Source organism: Pseudomonas endophytica (genome assembly GCF_001411475.1).
Taxonomy (GTDB): domain Bacteria; phylum Pseudomonadota; class Gammaproteobacteria; order Pseudomonadales; family Pseudomonadaceae; genus Aquipseudomonas; species Aquipseudomonas endophytica.
In genome coordinates this window covers 1-19,562 of the sequence record NZ_LLWH01000157.1, presented here as the reverse complement: position 1 = coordinate 19,562, position 19,562 = coordinate 1, and the positions used below count along the sequence as shown (strand labels likewise).

Genomic DNA, 19,562 nt, shown 5'->3' with positions numbered 1-19,562 from the left:
TGGACAGCGCATCTGTCCAGGTGCCGAGCCCTGTGCTTTTGAGTGTGATCTGTATTCGTTTAAATGCACTAAATTTTATTTTCCCTCTTGGCAGAGATTATCTGACAGGTCTACTCTGCACCCAGACCAGCGAAGTATTCGACTGGCTCTGATCTTGTTCGCTACATGCTTATACTCTCTGCCCGGCACATCGGCTGGCGTCACGAGAGCGCTGAATGTCTATCCATTGCGAGGAGGACGTTTCATGAGCACAGCCCATCAAGAAGACCTCAGCAGCTTTGTGCTGCGCCGCATGAAAGAAGGCGGTTTTGATTTTGCACGTATCCATCCTATTGAGTTTTACGCGATCTTCCCGGATGAGGAGCGGGCGCGCAGAGCAGCAGGCAAATTTTGTGGTGAGTCCCTGAATGCTCAGATCAATGTGAGTGAGGACGGTACTTGGCACCTTGAGTTAAGCAAGGTGATGCACGCGACCTATGGGGGTATCGGAGACTTTGAGCAGAATTTCGAAGCGGTTGTTGCCCCGCTAGGTGGAATTGTTGAAGGCTGGGGTGTTAAGCAGGAGGTGCGTGGCCTTCTGAACTAACGTTATTGGAGGTTGTGTAAACGGCTAGCCTTGGGCTAGCCGTTTTATTTTTTACGTGACGCTGTTGAGTGAATGAGGTGTTGATTTTGCGTTCTGTCATCTGCTGCAACTGAGTGTGTCGTAGTGGATTGAAAGCCGTTTAAGTACCTAGAGCCTGCATACAAAAGCGGCACCTTAGCCGATAACCTTGGTCAGGTTCGGCACAATCAACAGCAAGGTAGTTGCGAAGAGGATAAGCCCGGCTTGACGTAATTTCGTGTGTTTGAACATGGCGACCTGCCTATTGTTGTTTTTCCTGAACCCCATTGTTCTGCGATAAGGGCGTAAATCTCTTAAAAAAGCGTCTTGCCCATTGACAGGCTTAACAGTAGAGGCGGCGTAACACGGGGCTTAGAACCTTTTCAAATCATTCAAGTGCATTTAGTTTTTAAAACGCTATTAAGCGTTTTGTGTGTGCTCTGTAAGGCCGTTGCTAGACACCATGCAAGCCTTAACCTTGAAAATCATTAGTCACCTACCGTTCGTCCGGGAGTTTGTTTCTGGCGCCACTGACTCGGTGTGTTTGCGCCCGGGCCTTTTCAGTACGCGCAGTACTTGCCATCAATTAGTGTTTCAGGGCAGGCTCTAGCGAGTTGCAGTCATTCATTTCGCCTTTTCGTGCCAGGTATTTTTTATGTCACTACGCATCTGCATTTTGGAAACGGACGTTCTGCGCCCCGAATTTATTGACCAGTACCAAGGCTACGGGCAGATGTTCAAGCGCTTGTTCTCTGAGCAACCCATTGCTGCGCAATTCACAATCTTCAACGTAGTGAGTGGGCAATACCCATCGGATGATGAGGTGTATGACGCTTACCTAGTGACCGGTAGCAAGGCTGATTCTTTTGGCACCGACCCCTGGATTCAAACCCTCAAAGAATACTTGCTGACACGCTATGAGCGCGGTGACAAATTGTTGGGGGTTTGTTTTGGCCACCAGTTGTTGGCGTTACTGCTGGGAGGTAAGAGCGAGCGGGCAACCCAAGGCTGGGGCGTGGGCACCCACCAATACAAATTGGCCGCCAAAGCGCCGTGGATGAGCCCGATGGTTGAAGACCTAACACTGTTGATCAGCCATCAGGACCAAGTCACGGCCTTGCCGGAAAACGCCACAGTGGTTGCCTCCAGCGATTTCTGCCCGTTTGCGGCTTACCACATCAATGACCAAGTGTTGTGCTTCCAGGGTCACCCCGAGTTTATCCACGATTACTCGCGTGCCTTGCTTGATCTGCGCCAAGAGCATTTGGGCGAGCAGATTTACAGCAAAGGCATCGCCAGCTTGGAAAACGACCATCATGGTCGGACCGTTGCCGAGTGGATGATGCGCTTTGTGGCGAACAAGCCGGCGGCTAAATCGGCCTAATACCCCAAAGTGTATGAGCGAGCTTGCCTCGCGATCGTTTGCTTATGAAGATCGCGAGACGCCCTCGCTCTCACAGTGTGCGGCGTCTTTACAGCCAACCCGAACGTTTGAAACTCGTCCACAAGCCTGTCACGCCCACTGCAATAAAGCCCAATATGCCGAAATAGCCATAGTGCCAAGTCAGCTCTGGCATGTACTGAAAGTTCATGCCGTAGATGCCTGCGACAGCCGTTGGAAACGCCAAGATAGCCGCCCACGCAGCGAATTTGCGTTGCGTAATGCTTTGCCGTGATGACTCCAGCAACACCACCATTTCAATGGTTTGGCTGGCAACGTCGCGCAACGTGGTGAGGTCTTCCATTTGCCGGGTGACATGAATTTGCACATCGCGAAAATACGGGCGCATATTTTTGTCAATAAAAGGGAAGCTGAGGCGCTGCAGTTCCTCACTGACCTCGACCATGGGCGCCACGTACCGACGCAGTCGCAGCACATCGCGGCGTAAACTGTGAAGTTTTAAGATGTCAGCTTCATTGAGCGTATTGCCCATGATCGTGTGTTCAAGCAACTCGATTTCGGCGTGGATAGCCTCACTGACCGGCTGATAGCTTTCGGTGACAAAATCGAGCAAGGCATACAGCACAAAATCCTCGCCATGCTCCAGCAAAAGCGGGCGCGCTTCGCAACGTTGGCGCACAGAGCGGTAGGAGGCGGAGTGACCATTGCGGCTGGTGATGATGTAACCATTGCCAGCAAAGATATGTGTTTCAACGAACTCTAATTTGCCTTCATGGCGAACAGGCGAGTAGGTGACGATAAACAGCGCGTCGCCAAAGGTTTCGAGCTTCGGTCGGCTGTGTTGCTCCAAGGCGTCTTCAATGGCCAGTTCATGCAGATTGAACTGGCGTTGCAAGTTGCTCAGCTCTTGGGGGTCGGGTTGTTCCAAGCCAATCCAGACAAAGTGCCCAGGCTTGGCTGCCCAGGCGCTGCCTTCATCCAGCGTAATATCACTGACTTTTTTGCCTTCGCTATAAACCGCAGCAGCAATGACTCTCCCCATAGTTCTAATCGCTTCTTCATCAAAGGGTTAGGGCGCAAAAGATGCAGCTTAGCGCGCAATCAAACACTTTGACGTGACAAACGTTTAGACGTTCGGGTTAGAGGTTGTGGTTTTACTGTTAGCGCGCGGGGGCAGAAGCTTTTTATGCTGGGCCAACAGCTCGCGGTCCATGGCTTCGATACACTCGCGCATTTGCTCGCGGCACTGCTCGATCAGTTGGGGCATGTCGTCTTGGGTCAGGCCTGCCGTGGGAATGGCTGGCAAGGAGCGGATCAAAATATCGGCACTGTGCCAGCGGTTAAGCTTGAAATGCTGGCTGTAAGTACTCACACACACCGGCACAATCGGCACTCCGGCGGTGATAGCCATGTGGAACGCGCCCTTTTTGAACGGCAGCAACGCTTTACCAAAGTTGCGTGTGCCTTCTGGGAACACCCATATAGAGGTGTCTTTTTCCTGCAAGGTGCGCGTTGTCGTCAACATAGATTGACGCGCTTTGCGAGCATTACCTCGGTCGATTAGCACATTACCTGCCAGCCAGAACAATTGACCGAACAGTGGCACCCATTTCAGGCTTTTTTTACCAATGCACACCGTGCGGCGCGGAACCACATTGCCGAACACAAACAAATCGTAATTGGACTGATGATTGGCGATTATCACGCAGCTTTGCGGCTTATCCATCAAGGGCCCGACTTCTGTCTTGAGCTTATAACCCAAGATCCATTTCGAAGGCCAAGCATAAAACCTAGCGCACAGTCGGCTGTTATCAGGGTTGAAGGGGCGGCAAATGCCCAGCAGAACACCGAGTACGCCAGCAGCGACAAAGTGCAGGCCCAGCAACAGCATACGGAACGAAAGTAGCATTTACAGGCTCGCCAAAACAAAAGGTGGCGAAGTGTACGGTCGTACACTGAAAACGGCAATTACTCCGATACCTGCAGGAGACTGTGTTGTTTAAGCACATGTTTCAATCAAGGCTGAGAGGGGCCAGCTAAAGGTGTAAACGCAGCGTAGTAGAGGAGAGGAGGGAGGCATCCCGACCACTTAGAGCAATCGGGATATAGGCTTTAACGTTGAGTTCAGAGCGCGTGGTGTTGATCCAACTCGATGGCCTTGTCGAGCGTCTCGAGCAGCTCTTTGCGGACTTTAAGTTTGGTGTTCTTGTGCGCCTTCATGTTGATCTTCTTCAACTGGCGGGCCGCCTCAAGTGCGGTGGCTTGCAGCGCTTCAGGCTTGACGACGACATCAAGAAAGCCTGCATCCACCGCTGTGTTCGGGTTAAACATCTCACCGTTAATCACTGAGCGGTGGAAAGCCGACTTGCGCAAGCGGTCACGCGCCAACTCAATACCCGCGTGGTGCATGGTCATGCCAATTTGCACCTCGTTCAGACCAATACTGAACGGGCCTTCAACACCGATGCGGTAATCCACCGACAGCAACAAAAATGCGCCCTTGGCCACCGCATGGCCTGAACAGGCGATGACAACAGGAAACGGATGCGCCAACAGGCGTTGAGCCAACGTCGAACCCTGCTTTACCAACTCAATTGCCTGCTCTGGGCCAGCAGTCATCACCTTTAAGTCATAGCCGCCCGAGAGAATGCCCGGCTGCCCGGTGATAATCACCACCGCTCGATCCTGCTCAGCTTGATCCAGCGCAGCATTAAAAGCAGCGATCACGTCCGGGGAAATAGCATTCACCTTGCCGTTGCTCAAGGTCAGCGTAGCGATACCGTCTTCCTGGTGATAAGCAATCAAGTCACTCATGGCGCAATTCCTTGTAGTTAAGTGAGTCAGACGTTACCCAGCCCCATCGCGCAGGTAAAGCGCTGTGACTGACTGGTTAGTCAGGTAAACGCTGCGATCTTTCTCTATAAATGCCCGCCTACTTGGGCTTCGCTAGACCCAAGGCTCGGCGACAAAGCTTGAAAATGGCAGAATCAGCGGGTTGGGTGAAAACAGAAAACGGCCAAACGGCGTAAGCGCATGAAAATTCTGAAAAAAAGATTTGTCATATCGAAAATTTTCGACTACATTAGCGCGCCTCGACAGACAGAACATGTTTGAAGAGATACGGTGAAGTGTCCGAGTGGCTTAAGGAGCACGCCTGGAAAGTGTGTATACAAGAAATTGTATCGAGAGTTCGAATCTCTCCTTCACCGCCATATTAAGTAAACATAAACCCCTGATTTTCCTAGAGAAAGTCGGGGGTTTGTGGTTTTTGGCGTGTGGAAATAGGGCCGGACAAGTCTGATACGCGCCAGCATCAATGCATCCAGATGGAGCGCGAATGCACCTTCACGTTAGCTCTCAAGGTCTATCAGTCGTTTGGAGTTATCAGCCCGACGGTTCGTGCAACACGGGCTTTGGATGCCAAATCTACCGGCGTTAAACGTGTCACGTGTTATGCCGATGTTGTTGAATATGACGACTCGGCGCCTTTCGACTTTAGTGTTCAATACATCATGACTGAGCCCGATTGACGCCCATGTTGCCCCAGATTCGCGGCTGTCCCTCCCATCGCAAGACAGGTTTAGAGGCGTGTCACTTCGTCTTTCTTCCAGCGTTGTTAGGCAAAAGGGCGGGACATCCGGCTGAAAAATCGGATAATGGCGCCCCTATTTTTCAGCTCGTTATTCTGGTAATCCCCCCATGGAAATTAAGGTCAACTTTCTCGACAACCTTCGACTTGAAGCCAAGTTCGATGATTTCACGGTGGTGGCCGATCAACCTATTCGCTACAAGGGCGATGGTTCGGCGCCCGGCCCGTTTGATTATTTTTTAGCGTCGTCGGCATTGTGCGCGGCTTATTTTGTGAAGTTGTACTGCCAGACGCGCAATATTCCCACCGAGAATATTCGTCTGTCGCAGAACAATATTGTTGATCCCGAAAACCGCTATAACCAGATATTCAAGATTCAGGTCGAGTTACCTGCCGATATTTCTGAGAAAGATCGGCAAGGCATTTTGCGTTCTATCGACCGCTGTACGGTAAAGAAGGTGGTGCAGGCGGGGCCTGAGTTCGTCATTGAAGAGGTTGAAAACCTCGATGCCGACGCGCAAGCCCTGCTGATGCCTGCGTCCACTGCTGGCGCGTCTGAAGGGACTTTTATCGCGGGCAAAGACCTGCCGCTGGAACAAACCATCGCCAACATGTCGGGCATTTTGGCCGACTTGGGCATGAAGATTGAAATCGCTTCGTGGCGCAACATCGTGCCCAATGTTTGGTCGTTGCATATCCGTGATGCGCAATCGCCGATGTGTTTCACCAACGGCAAAGGTGCCACCAAAGAAGGTGCGCTGGCCTCGGCGCTGGGCGAGTTTATCGAGCGCCTTAACTGCAACTTCTTCTATAACGATCAATTCTGGGGCGAAGACATCGCTAATGCGCCGTTCGTGCATTACCCAGAAGAGCGTTGGTTCAAGCCCGGACGCAAAGACGAGTTGCCGACCGAGATCCTCGATGCGTATTGCCGCAAGATTTACAACCGGGACGGCGAACTGCGCGGTTCGCATCTTATTGACACTAACTCGGGTAATGAAGCGCGCGGTATTTGCTCGCTGCCATTCGTGCGTCAGTCAGACGGCGAGGTGGTTTACTTCCCCTCCAACTTGATCGAAAACCTGTACCTCAGTAACGGTATGAGTGCGGGTAATACCTTGGCTGAAGCGCAAGTGCAGTGCTTGTCCGAGATTTTCGAGCGGGCGGTCAAGCGCGAAATCATCGAGGGTGAGTTCGCGCTGCCAGACGTGCCGGTTGAGGTGCTGGCGAAATACCCCGGCATTCTGGCAGGCATTCAGGCGCTAGAGGAGCAGGGTTTTCCGGTGCTGGTAAAGGACGCGTCGCTGGGCGGTGAATTCCCAGTGATGTGCGTGACCTTGATGAACCCGCGCACCGGCGGTGTGTTCGCTTCGTTTGGTGCGCACCCAAGCCTTGAAGTGGCCCTCGAGCGCAGCCTCACCGAGCTGCTGCAAGGCCGCAGTTTTGAGGGGCTTAACGACTTACCTCAGCCGACCTTTGCAGGTCACGCGGTGACTGAACCGAACAATTTCGTCGAGCACTTTATTGATTCCAGTGGAGTGGTGTCGTGGCGCTTTTTCAGTGCCAAACCGGAATACGAGTTTGTTGAGTGGGATTTCACCAGTCAGGGTGAAGACTCCAATGCTGAAGAGGCCGCGACGCTGTTTGGGATCCTCGAGGGCATGGGCAAAGAAGTGTACATGGCGGTTTACGATCATCTTGGCGCCAATGCGTGCCGCATTTTGGTGCCCGATTACTCTGAGATCTATCCGGTAGACGACCTGATCTGGGACAACACCAATAAAGCGCTGTTTTTCCGCGAAGACATTCTGAACCTGCACAGCTTGGACGAGGCCGGTCTGAAAGATCTGGTTGAGCGCCTGGTCGAAAGTGAGCTGGACGATTACACCGACATCACGACCTTGATCGGGATCGAGTTTGACGACAATACCGCGTGGGGGCAGTTGACCATTCTGGAGTTGAAACTGCTGATCTACCTGGCCTTGCAGCAATACGAAGAGGCAAAAGAAGCAGTCGAAATGTTCCTTCAGTACAACGACAACACCGTTGAGCGTGGCTTGTTCTACCAAGCTGTGAATGCGGTGCTGGAGATGTACTTGGATGAAGACCTGGAGCTTGAAGACTACGAAATCAACTTCCGTCGCATGTTTGGCAATGAGCGCATGCATGCAGCCATCGGCTCGGCTGACGGCAGTGTGCGCTTCTATGGTTTGACCCCGACCAGCATGAAGCTGGAAGGTCTGGACCGGCACCTGCGCTTAATCGACAGCTACAAAAAACTGCACGCGGCTCGAGCCAAAGCAGCAGGCATTTCGTTGTAACCCCCGATCAACTGTAGGAGCTTGCTCGCGATCTTTCAAACGCCCAAAAGATCGCAAGTCAAGCGCCTACAGATTTTTAGCCGCTTTAGAACTTCGCCCTTAACGCTAGGTTGAAGTTGCGCGGCGCGCCGTAGAAGTTCCAGTAATCGGTGTTGCCCGTGCTCTGGTAGTACTTCTTGTCAAACACATTGTCCAGATTGTATTGGACTTCGAGGTGCTTATTGATCTCGTAGATGGCGTGCAGGTTGGTCAGGGCATAGCCCTGTTGCTGGATTTTGTAATCGTCGCCCGGGTAGGTGTTGGTCATTTTGCTTTGCGCAAAGAAACTGCCGCCTACGCGTGTCTGATTCATGACGCCCGGCAAGCGGTAGTCGGTGGTCACTTTGAACAGATGGCGGGGTGTCAGGGCTGAATAGTCTTCGCCTTTTTGGCTTCCGGCCACGTACTTGGATTGGGTATAGGTGTAGCCCGCCGAGAGGTTCCAGTCTGCAGTCAATGCACCGTTAAGTTCGAGATCAATCCCGCGGTTACGCACTTTCTCCGATGCGCGGTAGCAGCCGTTCGGCAACTCCGGGCACAGCGTTTCGGCTTGAGCGTTGCTATAAGCTTCTGCACGCCCTATCTGGTCAGTCTGGAACACCGCCGCCGAGGTGTTCAGGCGCTTGTCGAGGAACTCCCCTTTAAGCCCCAACTCGTAATTTGAGCCGGTCATCGGCTTGAGGACCGAGCCGTTGCTGTCGAGGTTGTTCTGCGGCTTGAAGATTTCAGTGTAGCTGGCGTAGGCCGAGACGTTGTCATTCAGCTCCTGGACCAGACCCGCGTACGGGGTAATTTCGGCGTTTTTTTCGTACTCGTTTTTAATCTTCTTGCTGACGAACGACAGGCTCTCATTCTTGAACCAACTGATACGGCTACCCAGGATCAGCTTGGTGCTGTCTGTCAGGCTAAAGCGACCTGCGGCGAAGATCCCGGCCTGTTTCTGCGTGATGTTGTACTTCCACTGGTTGACGTTCAATCCGGTGGGCGTCGGTGGGTTAAAGTTGCCCGGATCCGTGATGTCGAACACGTAGTTGTAAGACGCATCGCGGCCACCGTGGTAGTCGAAATCATCGACCCGCACGTTACTCCCCACGACCAGATCGTGCTGCTTGCCCATAAAACTGAAAGGCCCGGACAGGTAGGTATCAACGCTGGTTTGCGTGTCGTCGTAACGGAAGTGCCTTGGGTTCAGGGTAAACATGTTCTCGGTGCCGTTCACACGCTGGGTGTAGTTGGCGAGAAAGTCCGACTTGGCCCAGGTCTGGTTGGCAGCGACCACCAGTTTCCAATCATTGGCGAAGTAGTGCTGGATGTCCCCAAACACCGTGGTGTTGCGTTTATCCAGGTGATCCCACTTGCCGGTCAGCGACGTTGAGCGCGACAGCGGGTAGAACTTGCCACTCTCCTGAGTCGGTAAGCCGGACCAGTCGTACCCCGAGTTACGCTCTTTCTGATAGCTGAAACCGAGTGTAGCGAGCGTGTCTTTGCTGATGTCGGCTTCCAGCAGGGTATAGAACACCTGATTTTCTTTTTTAGCGGTGTCCATGTAGCTGTTGGCGTTGTTGTAGGTAATGACCGTGCGCCCACGCAACGTCCCTTGATCGTTCAAGGGCGAAGACAAATCAACCATGGTTTTGTAGTCGTCCCACGAGCCGACCGAGGTCTCGATCAGCGCCTGCGGCTCGGCCGTAGGACGCTTACGCACCAGATTGATGGTAGCGGACGGGTTACCGGCACCCTCCAGCAAACCGGTCGCGCCACGCACGATTTCGACCCGGTCATAGATGTCGGTGGTGGGCTTGGAAATTGCGTCCATCGAATAGGCGTTGCTGATGTTGGTGGGCACGCCATCAATTTGCAAGGTGTTGACCAACTGGCCGCGCGCCATGTACAGCGAGCGTTCGCCGCCGTTTTTGACGATGGTGATCCCCGGCGCTTCTTGCAGCACGTCATCTAGGTTTTTCATGCCTTGATCGTCCATCTGCTGACGGGTGACCACACTCACTGATTGCGGCGTTTCGCGCAGACTCATTGGCAGTCGTGTTGCGGTGCTGGTAGCGCCTACGGTGTAAGCACGGGTTTGTTCGGAACTCATGCCCGCATTGTTGGCGTTGATTTGTGTAGCGTTCAGTTCGATCGCGCCTTGAGCTTGCCCCACGGCCATCAGCACATAGCCATCGCTGCTCGGTACGGCCTGCAGACCGTGCTCACGTAGCAGCGCAGCAAACCCTTCATCTACCCCGTAATCACCTGACAAGCCCCTGCTGCTTTGGCTGGCTAACTGACGCGTCTCGAATGAAATGGCCACTCCGGACTGGCGTGCATAGCGGCTCAAAACCTCGGCCAATGGCCCGGCCTGGATGTTGTAGTGATTTAATTGTTCTGCCATTGCCGGGGCAAACGCTGTCAGCGCTAAGCTACCAACACTGAGCTTTAGTGCCTTGGTCAAGGCGCTGGAAGGGTTGAACGGGGGACGAATGGACGAGGTTGAAGGCATTTTCCCGACTCTCTAGTGGATTGGCTACAACAAGGACGGTCGGGAAATGAGAACTGGAAGCAGCAGATAATAATTTTTATTTAGGGGCCGTTTGAGGCTCTAAGGAAACGCGAGTCATCCAAGGTGTGTAAGACGTGATTTTGATCGGCAAGCTGCGGGCTAGCAGACGTAAAGCGCGTGGGCTGTCGTCGGCAGGTAGCACGGCGGTGACCTTAAGGTTGGCCAGTTCGGAGCGGTCAAACATCAGGTAACCGCTATGGTAGCGGTCGAGTTGATCAAGGACTTGCGACAGTGGCTGATCCTTGATGATGAGTTGGCGGCGGGCCCACGCCTGTTCAAGCTCTGCGCCATCGACGGCGCCCTGCGGGTAAATGCCCAACTGATCGAAACGCACTTGTTGGCCTGCATGCACCGTGCGCTGATGCTCGGCAGTTTTAACCTCGGTGCTTGACTCGATCATGGCCAGACGCGTAGCACCGTCTAGGCGTTCCACCACAAAGCGGGTGCCCAGTGCGCGCACACTGCCGTGGTCGGTGATAACCCGGAACGGGCGATGAGTGTCTTTGGCTACGTTCAACAGGATTTCACCGCTGATCAAGCGCAGCGTCCGGTTGTGTGTGTCGAAATCCATATCAACCGCAGAGCGCGCATCAAGACGCAGCCAGGTGCCGTCCGGCAGTTGTTGTTCATGCCATTGCCCAGTGCCAGTGCGAATGTCTGCCATCAGATAAGCCGGTGGAAACTGTTGCAACGCCAGTGCGCCGGGGACCAGTACCAGCGCGGCCAACGCCAAGGCCTTGAGTGCACGCCTGCCCGGCGAGTGGTGGGGCAGGGTGGCCAGCGCGGCCCGCGTGGGGGCGAGCGGCAGGTCGCGCAACGGTGCCAAGCTACCTTGCAGGCGTTCAATCGCGTCGAGATGTTCTGGCGCGACGGCCAGCCATTGCTCGAAAGCATGCTGGTCGGCTTGACTGGGTTCATCGTCCAGTCGTACCAGCCATACCGCGGCCTGACGCATGATTTTCTGGGACGGCCGGCTCACAGCGGTTCTTCAGTTGCGGCATGGCAATGCAATAAAGCTTGCACCAGATAGTTCTGCACGGTTTTGGTCGACACGTTTAGTTGCTCGGCGATCTGCGCGTGGCTCTGGCCCTCAAGGTGGCGCAACACAAAGGCTTGGCGGGCGCGCGGCACCATGCTCTCAAGCGCGCGGGCAATGTGCTCTAACGCTTGCACTGCCGCCAGTATTTGCTCGGGGGAGGGCGCCTGCTCAAGATACTCAACATGCTGCGCTAAGGCTTCGCGATAGGCCTGCTCAAGTTTTTGCCGACGTCCGCGGTCCACCATCAAGCGCCGCGCCACGGTGGCGAGGAAAGCCCGTGGCTCACGCGGGGTGACGTAGGCACCCGCGGTCAGCAAGCGGATGAAGGTTTCTTGCGCCATGTCGGCAGCGTTGTGCGGGCAGCCCAGGCGTCGGCGCAGCCAGACTAGTAGCCACCCGTGATAGCCCTTGTACAAGGTATCGAGACTGTCCGTGTCGGTGCTTGACGAAGGCTTCATGGGCGGCAAACTTAAATGGGAATGATTCTATATTAGTATCATCTTGAGCCTTCTGACAATGCCCGGGCGCTATGACCTGTACGCATACCCCCATGACTTTTAATGGTTACAGCCTGCGCATCGCGCAGTGCTAAAAATTGCAGCAACAGCTCAACCACAACAAAAAAGAGCGCTGCAACCATGACTGATTTCCCTCTCGCCAGCCCTGCGCTGCGCTCTTTGACTGCCCCTGTTCGCCCTGTCTGTCATAGGACTGGCCTGTGCGACTGACCCTCCAACAATAATCCCTCTGTCCAAAGAGTAATGACTCATGAAAGCACTCGACCTGTACATCGGTGAAGGTTTCGAAGGCCCTGGCGTGAATGCCGCGCATATCAATATTTTGATCGGGCCGCGCAATGGTCCAGCGGGTCAGGCGTTCGCCAACAGCCTGGCATCGCCAAGCCAAGGGCATTGCCCGTTCATGGTGATTGCGCAACCCAATATTCCCGTCAAGCCGATGACCTTGTACGTCAATAAAGCCGAGATCAGCAGTGATTTGCACGGCAACGCGACCTGGGGCGCCTCGCAAGCCGGGATCGCCAAGGCGGTACTGGAAGCGTTGCTTGAGGGCACCTTGCCGCCTGAAGCTGAAGACGAGTGGGCCATCGTCACCGCTAACTGGGTCAACCCTGCCTGTGATGATTTGGATGCGGTGTACCTAAACAACTACAACGCCTGCCGCACGGCGATTCGCGCAGCCCTCACCGGCCTGCCGCACACGGCTCAACTGGCGGATGTGGTCGAGCATATTTCAAACCCGTTCTACACCCCAAAAGCCTGAGGTCTGCGCCATGCAATACATTCGTTTGGGTCATTCCGGTCTTGAAGTTTCCCGCCTGTGCCTAGGCACCATGAACATGGGTACGCCGGATTGGAAGCCGTGGATTTTCGATGAAAAACAAAGTGAGCCGATCATTGCCCACGCGCTGGACAACGGGGTGAACTTTATTGACCTGGCGGACTTTTATTCCGCGGGCGTCGGTGAAGAAGTGGTAGGGCGTATCGTCAAACGCTTGGCTCGACGCGAAGACTTAGTGATCACCACCAAAGTGGGCTACGGCACCCGCACCGGGATCAATGCCAGCGGCCATTCGCGTAAGCACATCATGGACAGTATTGATGCTTCGCTTAAGCGCTTGAACATGGACTATGTCGATGTGTTCATGCTGCATTACTTTGACGTGAACACGCCCGTTGAAGAAACCATGAGCGCGATGAACGACATTGTGCGCTCCGGCAAGGCCCGCTATATCGGCGTGTCGACCATGCTCACCGGGCAGTTGGCGAAAATTCTCATGGTTTGCGAGCGCAATGGCTGGGTCAAACCGATCAACATGCAGCTGCAATTGAACTGCGCCTACCGTGAAGAAGAGCGCGAAATGATTCCGTTCTGCCGCGACCAAGGGCTTGGCGTTTCAGTGTTCAGCCCGCTGGCCCGTGGCCTGTTGACTGGCGATGTGCAGTCGACTCGCAATCAGACCGATTTCTTTACTCAACAGATGTACAGCGACGAAGCGTCGTATCAAATCGCGCTTTCGGTGCAGCGCGTGGCGCATGCACGAGGTGTCTCGAACGCACAAATCGCTCAGGCTTGGGTGGCTAACCACTCGGGTGTCGACTGTATGTTGGTCGGTGCTGACACCACGGCGCAATTCGACAGCGCTTTGGCCGCCTTGGGGACCCAATTGGAGGCTGATGAGCTGTATGAGTTGGAGCGCAATTACACCCCGTGCGACGTCATTAACGATTACACCGCCGGTAAACGTATTCTGCGTTCTGCCCGTGCAGCACAAGAACGCTTCACTTTAACTGAGGCGTTGGCATGAGCGCGCTGATCCGAAACGGCAATTTTATCGACGGCCAATGGTCCAGCGGCGGCCCAACGTACTCGGTCTTCAACCCGGCCACTGGCGAGCGGTTAGCTGAGGTGCAACAGGCCGGTGCTGAAGAAACTCAACTGGCCATTGATGCTGCCCATCGCGCCTTACCGGCTTGGCGCAAGCTCACCGCCAAGGAGCGCAGCCAGCGGCTCAAGCGCTGGGGCGAGTTGATGCTGAGTCAGCAGAAAGAATTGGCCACCTTGCTCAGTCGTGAACAGGGCAAGCCGCTGGCCGAAGCCATGGGCGAGGTGGTGTATGCCGCCAGTTTTCTGGAGTGGTTTGCCGAAGAAGCCAAACGTGCTTATGGCGACGTGATCCCTAGCCACAAGGCCGATGCGCGGATTGTTGTGGTCAAAGAAGCCATCGGGGTAGTCGCGGCCATTACGCCGTGGAACTTCCCGCTGGCGATGGTCACGCGCAAGGTCGGCCCGGCGTTAGCAGCGGGTTGCACGATGATTCTTAAACCGTCAGAAGAAACCCCGCTGTCGGCCTTTGCTCTGGCGGTGTTGGCCGAGCAGGCCGGCATCCCAGTGGGGGTGTTCAATATTGTTTCAGGTGATGCGGTGGCCATAGGCGGCGCGCTGCAAGCCTCCAGTGTGGTGCGTAAACTGTCATTCACCGGCTCCACCCGCATTGGCAAATTGTTGATGCGCCAAGCGGCGGACACACTGAAAAAAGTCTCGCTGGAACTGGGCGGCAACGCGCCGTTTATTGTGTTTGATGACGCCGACTTAGATGCAGCGGTTAAAGGCGCGATGGCCTCCAAGTTTCGCAACACCGGGCAAACCTGTGTTTGCGTTAACCGCTTCTTTATTCAGGACGGCGTGTACGACGCGTTCACGACCAAGTTGGCCGAAGCGGTTGCGACGATGCGCGTTGGCGATGCCTTGCAGGGTGACACCGAGCAAGGGCCGTTGATTAATGCTGCGGCCTTAGCCAAGGTCACAACGCATGTTGCCGACGCCGTAGAGAAGGGCGCCAAGTTGCTGTGCGGTGGTCGCCCTCACGCATTGGGCGGGACATTTTTTGAGCCGACCGTACTGACCGAAGCCAGCCACGACATGCTGATCGCTCAAGAAGAAACCTTTGGCCCGGTTGCCGCGTGCTTCCGCTTCCAGGATGAAGCCCAAGTGCTGGCGCGCGCCAATGACACACCCTTCGGGCTTTCTGCTTACTTCTACAGCCGCGACATTGGTCGGGTCTGGCGCATGGCTGAAGGTCTAGAAGCGGGCATGGTCGGGATTAACGAAGGGATAATCTCTACCGAAGTTGCCCCCTTTGGCGGTATCAAAGAGTCGGGTTTAGGCCGTGAAGGCTCAAAGTACGGTCTGGACGACTACCTAGAAATCAAATACCTGTTAATGGGCGGCCTTTAAAGCCTAACACCCCGCGGGAGCGGGCTTGCCCGTTCCCGTAAGCACTATCAGTTCCATTTCTCCGTCAATAACAACAATTGGAGACGAACATGTCCGCTCAGCCTGTAAAAATTGACGACTTACCCATTGGGCGCTTTCACATCAAAATTGCCGGCCTTACCTTTGGTGCGCATTTCACTGATGGTTACATTCTGGGATTAATCGGTATTGCGTTTACCCTGATCAGCCCGCAGATGCACCTTGATGCGTTCTGGCAGGGGCTGATCGGCGCGTCGGCGTTAATCGGACTGTTCCTCGGTAGCCTGTTTTTTGGCTGGATCTCCGACAAGGTCGGTCGGCAGAAAATTTTCTTGGTCAGCTTTGTGCTGATCACCGTGGCGTCAGTCATGCAGTTCTACGTCGAGACAGCGATGGGGCTGTTTTTGTGTCGAGTCTTGATCGGCATTGGGCTGGGAGGCGACTTCAGTGTCGGCCACGCCATGCTGGCTGAGTTCGCGCCTAAAAAGCATCGGGGCGTGATGCTCGGTTCATTCAGCGTGATCTGGACGTTTGGCTATGTCGCCGCCACTTTCGTGGGCACCGCCATGCTCGGGTTGGGTGATGACGCATGGCGCTGGATGCTGGCTTCGTCGGCCATTCCAGCAGGGTTGATTCTGATCGCGCGTATTGGCACACCCGAGTCGCCGCGGTGGTTGGTTAATCAAGGCCGTATCGACGAAGCGCGGGCGATCGTCAAAAAGCACTTGGGCGACAATGTTGAACTGGATGAAGCCCAACCCACTGAAACCCGTTCTGGCTTCGCCGTATTGTTCAGTCGCGAATACCGCAAACGTACGGCATTCAACTGTTTGTTTTTTGTGTGCATCGTGATGCCGTATTTTGCGATATACACCTTCTTGCCTTCCATCTTAAAAACCATGGGCTTGGCTGAAGGGTTTGGTACAGAACTGATGCTCAACCTGTTGTTGATTGTGGGCGCGCTGATCGGGATCTGGTGCACGGTGAAATTCTCGCGTCGGGGCTTTTTGATCAACGCGTTCATCATCTTGGCGGTGGCGTTGTTGATCCTGGCGATCTTGCCCAGCAGCGCGGCGTTCTTGATGGTCTTAGCGTTTGGCATCTTCACCTTGGTGCTGTCGGCGGTGAGTAATCTGGTGGGCGTGTTTCCGGCCGAGAGCTTCCCGACAGAGGTCCGCGCCAGCGGCATTGGCCTAGCCACGGCAGTGAGTCGCTTAGGGTCTGCGGTCAGTACCTTTTTGTTACCGGTGAGTGTGGTGAGTTTGGGCATGAGCCCGACCATTGGCATTTTGGCGGCGATTCTGGCATTCGGCGCGTTGATTTCATGGGCGTGGGCGCCCGAAACTAAGTCCCTGACCTTGAGCCAAGCGTGTAAGGCTCAGAGCCCAGATGTTGGGAGTGGGCCAGCGCCAGTCAAGGCTGTGGCACCTGTTTAATGCACCCCCCCGCTTGTAGGAGCTGCCGCAGGCTGCGATCTTTAAAACGATCAAAAGATCGCAGCCTGCGGCAGCTCCTACGGGTTACTTACCAACCCCAGCCATTCGGTGAACAGTCGTACTTTCGACAAGCCTTGTTTGTCATGCGCCACGTTCAGCCAATAGCCATACGGACCGATCACCTCCACCGGGGTGATCGGTAACAAACTGGCATTGGCTAACTCTTTCTCGATCATCTGCCGGTCAATCACGGCTAGTCCGCCGCCCGCCACCGCCGTATGGATAACTTGGTCCAACGTGCTGAATTCCAGCCCGCGCGCTGCATCCACATCGTCACGGCCCATAGCCGTCAGCCAGTTCTCCCACACTTTTAAACGTTTGCCATCGTGCAGGATGTGCAGCAAGGGCAGCGTACGCACATCGGGCGGTTGACCGTCGATAAACAGCTCCGGGCTGGCAACGGCAATGTGACGCTCCATCACCAGCAATTGGCTGCTGCAATGGCTGTCTGCCTCAAGGCCCCAGCGGATGATGCAATCCACTTCAGCAAGGCTGTCGTGGGCGCTGGTGTTAGTCACGCTGAGGCTAATGTCCGGGTAACGTTCGCAAAACGTACGTAAATGCGTCGATAACCAGCGCGTGCCCCATGTCGGCGGCACCACGACGCGCAGGCGTTGGCGTAGGTTGGGCACGCGCACAGCCTGTAAAGCGTTCTCGATGTGGTCGAAGGCTTGAGCCAGTTGCGGCGACAGTCTGATGCCGGTTTCGGTCAATGACAGCCCTTGGGGTGTGCGTACGAACAACGCTACGCCCAGGTAGTCTTCGAGCTGTTTGATTTGTCGGCTGACCGCGCCTTGGGTGACGTTAAGGCTTAACGCTGCTTGGCTGAAACTGCGATGCCGCGCGACCTCTTCAAAGACTCGCAGCGTGTTGAGCGACGGAAGTTGACGCATAACGCAGGCTCCGCACCGGCCTTCTACGCCACGAGGGTAGGGCGGGTTTGTTGTTATAAGGCTAGATTTTTTAGTTGTGCGAAGGGATTGTAGCCGTTGTGACGTGTAGGGATAAGGTGCTCCGCTCGTCAGAAAAGGCATTTTAAATTAAACCTTTAGCGTCACGGCTCTTCAGATTCTGTGCAGGGCATAAACCTGCCTTTAACTGGAGGACGAAATGAACACCCTGATTGCCCCTAAACGTTTTCTCGCGGGTTGTGCTTTGGCTTATTCGATATTTCTGGTCGGCAGTGCGGTGGCAAGCCCAACGGATTTTGTCGACGAGTCATCCGCGGCCGGTATTGCAGCGATTGAAATCAGCCGGATGGCGATTAGCAAAAGCGCTTCAACCGACGTTGGAAGCTACGCGGTCGAGGTGATTAAGGACTACACCGATGCCAATCGTGATTTGAAAGACATTGCGCAAAAGCAGGATCTGAAAATCGCCGATCAAGAAGAGGTTTTGAGTAAAGCCAAGAAGCTGATGCTTCAAGTGCAGGAAGGGGATTCATTTGACGCCGCTTATGCCGCCAATCAGGTGAAGACCAGCGAGGAGGCGATTGAGCGCTATCAGCAGCAATTGGATGACCCTTCTTCGCCTGAGCTAAAAGCCTTTGCCGAGAAGTATTTGCCCAAATTGCAAATGCACTTGGACATGGCCAAAAGGTTGGTTTCAGCACACCACAAAGGCGAAGGCGCGGTGTTGCCAGAGTGATCGTGGCGTGACGTAACGGCTGTGTTGGCACCGTTACGTCACTCGCACTGCAGGCCGATCAGACGGCGATGTCATTAAAGCCGCAGTATTCTTCCCAGCTCATGTCTAAGGCTTCGGCCACTTCCTGATGCACTTCAAGGCGCATGGCTTTGAGTTCTTCAGGGCTGCGAGCGATCAGCTCCAGAGCCAATTCCCAAGCCTCAAGGCCGCGATTTTCGGCTTCGTCTTCAAAGGCCCACAAAATTTGTTGTTGGCGGTCCTCAAAGCTCAACTCTTTCATTTCTTCTAGCAGGTCTGGGTTCGCCTTGATGAAGGTATCCAGGGCCAGTTCATTACGAGATTCTTTCGGGATCATATGGCGTCTCGGATCGTTAGGGCGGTCTGCAGGCTGCAGACCGTCGTCAGGGCGTTGTGCGCATCATGGCGTTTTCGCATGCTAGCGGCTTCATCCCTTGATGAAAAGCGCCATTAGCCAGCGGGTTGCAGCTTACTCTCGCGTTGTAGCATCAAGCCCCAGATGGCCAGCGACAGAGTCGATATCACGGCGCCAACGATCACAATGCCGCTCCAACCGTACACCGGAAAGGTTTGTGCTCCGACTAACGAACCCAGTGCGCCGCCGATGAAGTAGCAGGTGATGTAGCCCGCGTTCAGTCGATTACGGGCTGCGGGCCGGACTTGGAACACCGCGTTCTGATTGCTCACGTGGACCAGTTGCACGGCAAAATCCAACGCCAGTACGCCGATCAGTAGTGCGATCAGCGATTGCCCGGCGTAAGCCATCGGCAGCCAGCAGGCCAGCAGCACCAGCAGGCCGACAGTGGTTGCTGTTTGCCCACGGCCGCGGTCAGCCATGCGCCCGGCCCAGTTGGCCGCGACGGCACCTACCGCACCGGCAAGGCCAAACAGGCCGATCACACCATCGGAGTAGTTGTAAGGCGGCACGGCTAGCAGGAACGCTAGGGGCGTCCAGAACAAGGCAAACAGCGAAAACGTCAGCAGGCCGAGTATTGAGCGCAAGCGCAGAACCGGCTCTTCGATAAACTACGTGAAGACCGAACCCAGTAATTTCGGGTAGCTGAGCCCCGCGCTGT

The 19,562-nt window shown here is 54.8% G+C and carries 18 protein-coding genes, 1 tRNA gene and 1 pseudogene; 10 read left to right on the top strand and 10 right to left on the bottom strand.

Features of this window, described 5'->3' with window-relative positions; translation table 11 throughout:
* Positions 1-244: 244 nt before the first annotated feature.
* Together AQS70_RS10445 and AQS70_RS10440 are read left to right on the top strand one after the other, a co-directional pair.
* Complete coding sequence (locus tag AQS70_RS10445; protein ID WP_055102705.1) at positions 245-586, top strand: ribonuclease E inhibitor RraB; 342 nt, start codon at positions 245-247, stop codon at positions 584-586.
* A gap of 673 nt (positions 587-1,259) precedes the next feature.
* Positions 1,260-1,988 carry an amidotransferase gene (locus AQS70_RS10440; RefSeq protein ID WP_055102704.1) on the top strand — a complete coding sequence of 243 codons (729 nt, stop codon included), beginning with the start codon at positions 1,260-1,262 and terminating at the stop codon, positions 1,986-1,988.
* Between the two features lie 88 nt (positions 1,989-2,076).
* Here the strand turns inward: AQS70_RS10440 and AQS70_RS10435 are convergent, their stop codons facing one another.
* The 3 genes from AQS70_RS10435 to AQS70_RS10425 form a co-directional block, all read right to left on the bottom strand.
* Positions 2,077-3,048, bottom strand: a complete 972-nt coding sequence (locus AQS70_RS10435; protein WP_055102703.1) for a magnesium and cobalt transport protein CorA — start codon at positions 3,046-3,048, stop codon at positions 2,077-2,079.
* An 84-nt stretch (positions 3,049-3,132) separates the two neighbouring features.
* Positions 3,133-3,915, bottom strand: coding sequence for a lysophospholipid acyltransferase family protein (locus AQS70_RS10430; RefSeq protein ID WP_055102702.1), 783 nt, complete (start codon positions 3,913-3,915; stop codon positions 3,133-3,135).
* Positions 3,916-4,130: 215 nt separating this feature from the next.
* Positions 4,131-4,820 (bottom strand): crotonase/enoyl-CoA hydratase family protein, encoded by a 690-nt coding sequence (locus AQS70_RS10425; protein WP_055102701.1) that lies wholly within the window; start codon positions 4,818-4,820, stop codon positions 4,131-4,133.
* A gap of 308 nt (positions 4,821-5,128) precedes the next feature.
* On the opposite strand from AQS70_RS10425, the gene AQS70_RS10420 reads away from it, so the two are divergent.
* The 3 genes from AQS70_RS10420 (at position 5,129) to AQS70_RS10410 (ending at position 7,916) form a co-directional block, all read left to right on the top strand.
* A tRNA-Ser gene (locus tag AQS70_RS10420) sits at positions 5,129-5,218 on the top strand.
* Positions 5,219-5,332: 114 nt separating this feature from the next.
* The gene (locus AQS70_RS10415) at positions 5,333-5,536 is read left to right on the top strand and encodes a hypothetical protein (RefSeq protein ID WP_055102700.1); all 204 of its coding nucleotides are present in this window, start codon (positions 5,333-5,335) and stop codon (positions 5,534-5,536) included.
* A 169-nt stretch (positions 5,537-5,705) separates the two neighbouring features.
* On the top strand, positions 5,706-7,916 hold the full coding sequence (locus AQS70_RS10410) for an OsmC domain/YcaO domain-containing protein (protein ID WP_055102699.1): 2,211 nt from the start codon (positions 5,706-5,708) through the stop codon (positions 7,914-7,916).
* An 85-nt stretch (positions 7,917-8,001) separates the two neighbouring features.
* Here AQS70_RS10410 and AQS70_RS10405 read toward each other — a convergent pair whose 3' ends face one another.
* From AQS70_RS10405 to AQS70_RS23625, 4 genes are all read right to left on the bottom strand, one after another.
* Positions 8,002-10,452: a TonB-dependent siderophore receptor gene (locus AQS70_RS10405; protein WP_055102698.1), complete on the bottom strand. Its 2,451-nt coding sequence runs from the start codon at positions 10,450-10,452 to the stop codon at positions 8,002-8,004.
* A gap of 76 nt (positions 10,453-10,528) precedes the next feature.
* On the bottom strand, positions 10,529-11,491 hold the full coding sequence (locus AQS70_RS10400) for a FecR family protein (RefSeq protein ID WP_082428080.1): 963 nt from the start codon (positions 11,489-11,491) through the stop codon (positions 10,529-10,531).
* Complete coding sequence (locus tag AQS70_RS10395) at positions 11,488-12,009, bottom strand: sigma-70 family RNA polymerase sigma factor (RefSeq protein ID WP_055102696.1); 522 nt, start codon at positions 12,007-12,009, stop codon at positions 11,488-11,490. Before AQS70_RS10395 ends, AQS70_RS10400 begins: the two co-directional genes overlap by 4 nt.
* Before the next feature lie 38 nt (positions 12,010-12,047).
* Positions 12,048-12,191 carry a hypothetical protein gene (locus tag AQS70_RS23625; protein WP_156355127.1) on the bottom strand — a complete coding sequence of 48 codons (144 nt, stop codon included), beginning with the start codon at positions 12,189-12,191 and terminating at the stop codon, positions 12,048-12,050.
* Positions 12,192-12,319: 128 nt separating this feature from the next.
* Between AQS70_RS23625 and fae the strand changes: the two genes are divergently transcribed.
* The 4 genes from fae to AQS70_RS10375 all read left to right on the top strand — a co-directional run bounded on the left by fae (position 12,320) and on the right by AQS70_RS10375 (position 16,761).
* Positions 12,320-12,832: a formaldehyde-activating enzyme gene (fae, locus tag AQS70_RS10390; RefSeq protein ID WP_055102695.1), complete on the top strand. Its 513-nt coding sequence runs from the start codon at positions 12,320-12,322 to the stop codon at positions 12,830-12,832.
* Positions 12,833-12,842: 10 nt separating this feature from the next.
* Complete coding sequence (locus AQS70_RS10385) at positions 12,843-13,877, top strand: aldo/keto reductase (protein WP_055102694.1); 1,035 nt, start codon at positions 12,843-12,845, stop codon at positions 13,875-13,877.
* Positions 13,874-15,307 (top strand): NAD-dependent succinate-semialdehyde dehydrogenase, encoded by a 1,434-nt coding sequence (locus AQS70_RS10380; RefSeq protein WP_055102693.1) that lies wholly within the window; start codon positions 13,874-13,876, stop codon positions 15,305-15,307. Before AQS70_RS10385 ends, AQS70_RS10380 begins: the two co-directional genes overlap by 4 nt.
* Before the next feature lie 89 nt (positions 15,308-15,396).
* Positions 15,397-16,761 (top strand): MFS transporter, encoded by a 1,365-nt coding sequence (locus AQS70_RS10375; protein ID WP_055102692.1) that lies wholly within the window; start codon positions 15,397-15,399, stop codon positions 16,759-16,761.
* Positions 16,762-16,838: 77 nt separating this feature from the next.
* Here the strand turns inward: AQS70_RS10375 and AQS70_RS10370 are convergent, their stop codons facing one another.
* Positions 16,839-17,714, bottom strand: a complete 876-nt coding sequence (locus AQS70_RS10370; protein WP_055102691.1) for a LysR substrate-binding domain-containing protein — start codon at positions 17,712-17,714, stop codon at positions 16,839-16,841.
* Positions 17,715-17,931: 217 nt separating this feature from the next.
* On the opposite strand from AQS70_RS10370, the gene AQS70_RS10365 reads away from it, so the two are divergent.
* Positions 17,932-18,468: a DUF4142 domain-containing protein gene (locus AQS70_RS10365; protein ID WP_055102690.1), complete on the top strand. Its 537-nt coding sequence runs from the start codon at positions 17,932-17,934 to the stop codon at positions 18,466-18,468.
* 58 nt (positions 18,469-18,526) lie between these two features.
* On the opposite strand, the gene AQS70_RS10360 is transcribed toward AQS70_RS10365, so the two are convergent.
* Both AQS70_RS10360 and AQS70_RS10355 read right to left on the bottom strand, forming a co-directional pair.
* Positions 18,527-18,823, bottom strand: a complete 297-nt coding sequence (locus tag AQS70_RS10360; protein ID WP_055102689.1) for a DUF6388 family protein — start codon at positions 18,821-18,823, stop codon at positions 18,527-18,529.
* 113 nt (positions 18,824-18,936) lie between these two features.
* Positions 18,937-19,562 (bottom strand): annotated as a pseudogene (locus AQS70_RS10355) (MFS transporter); the annotation flags it as partial.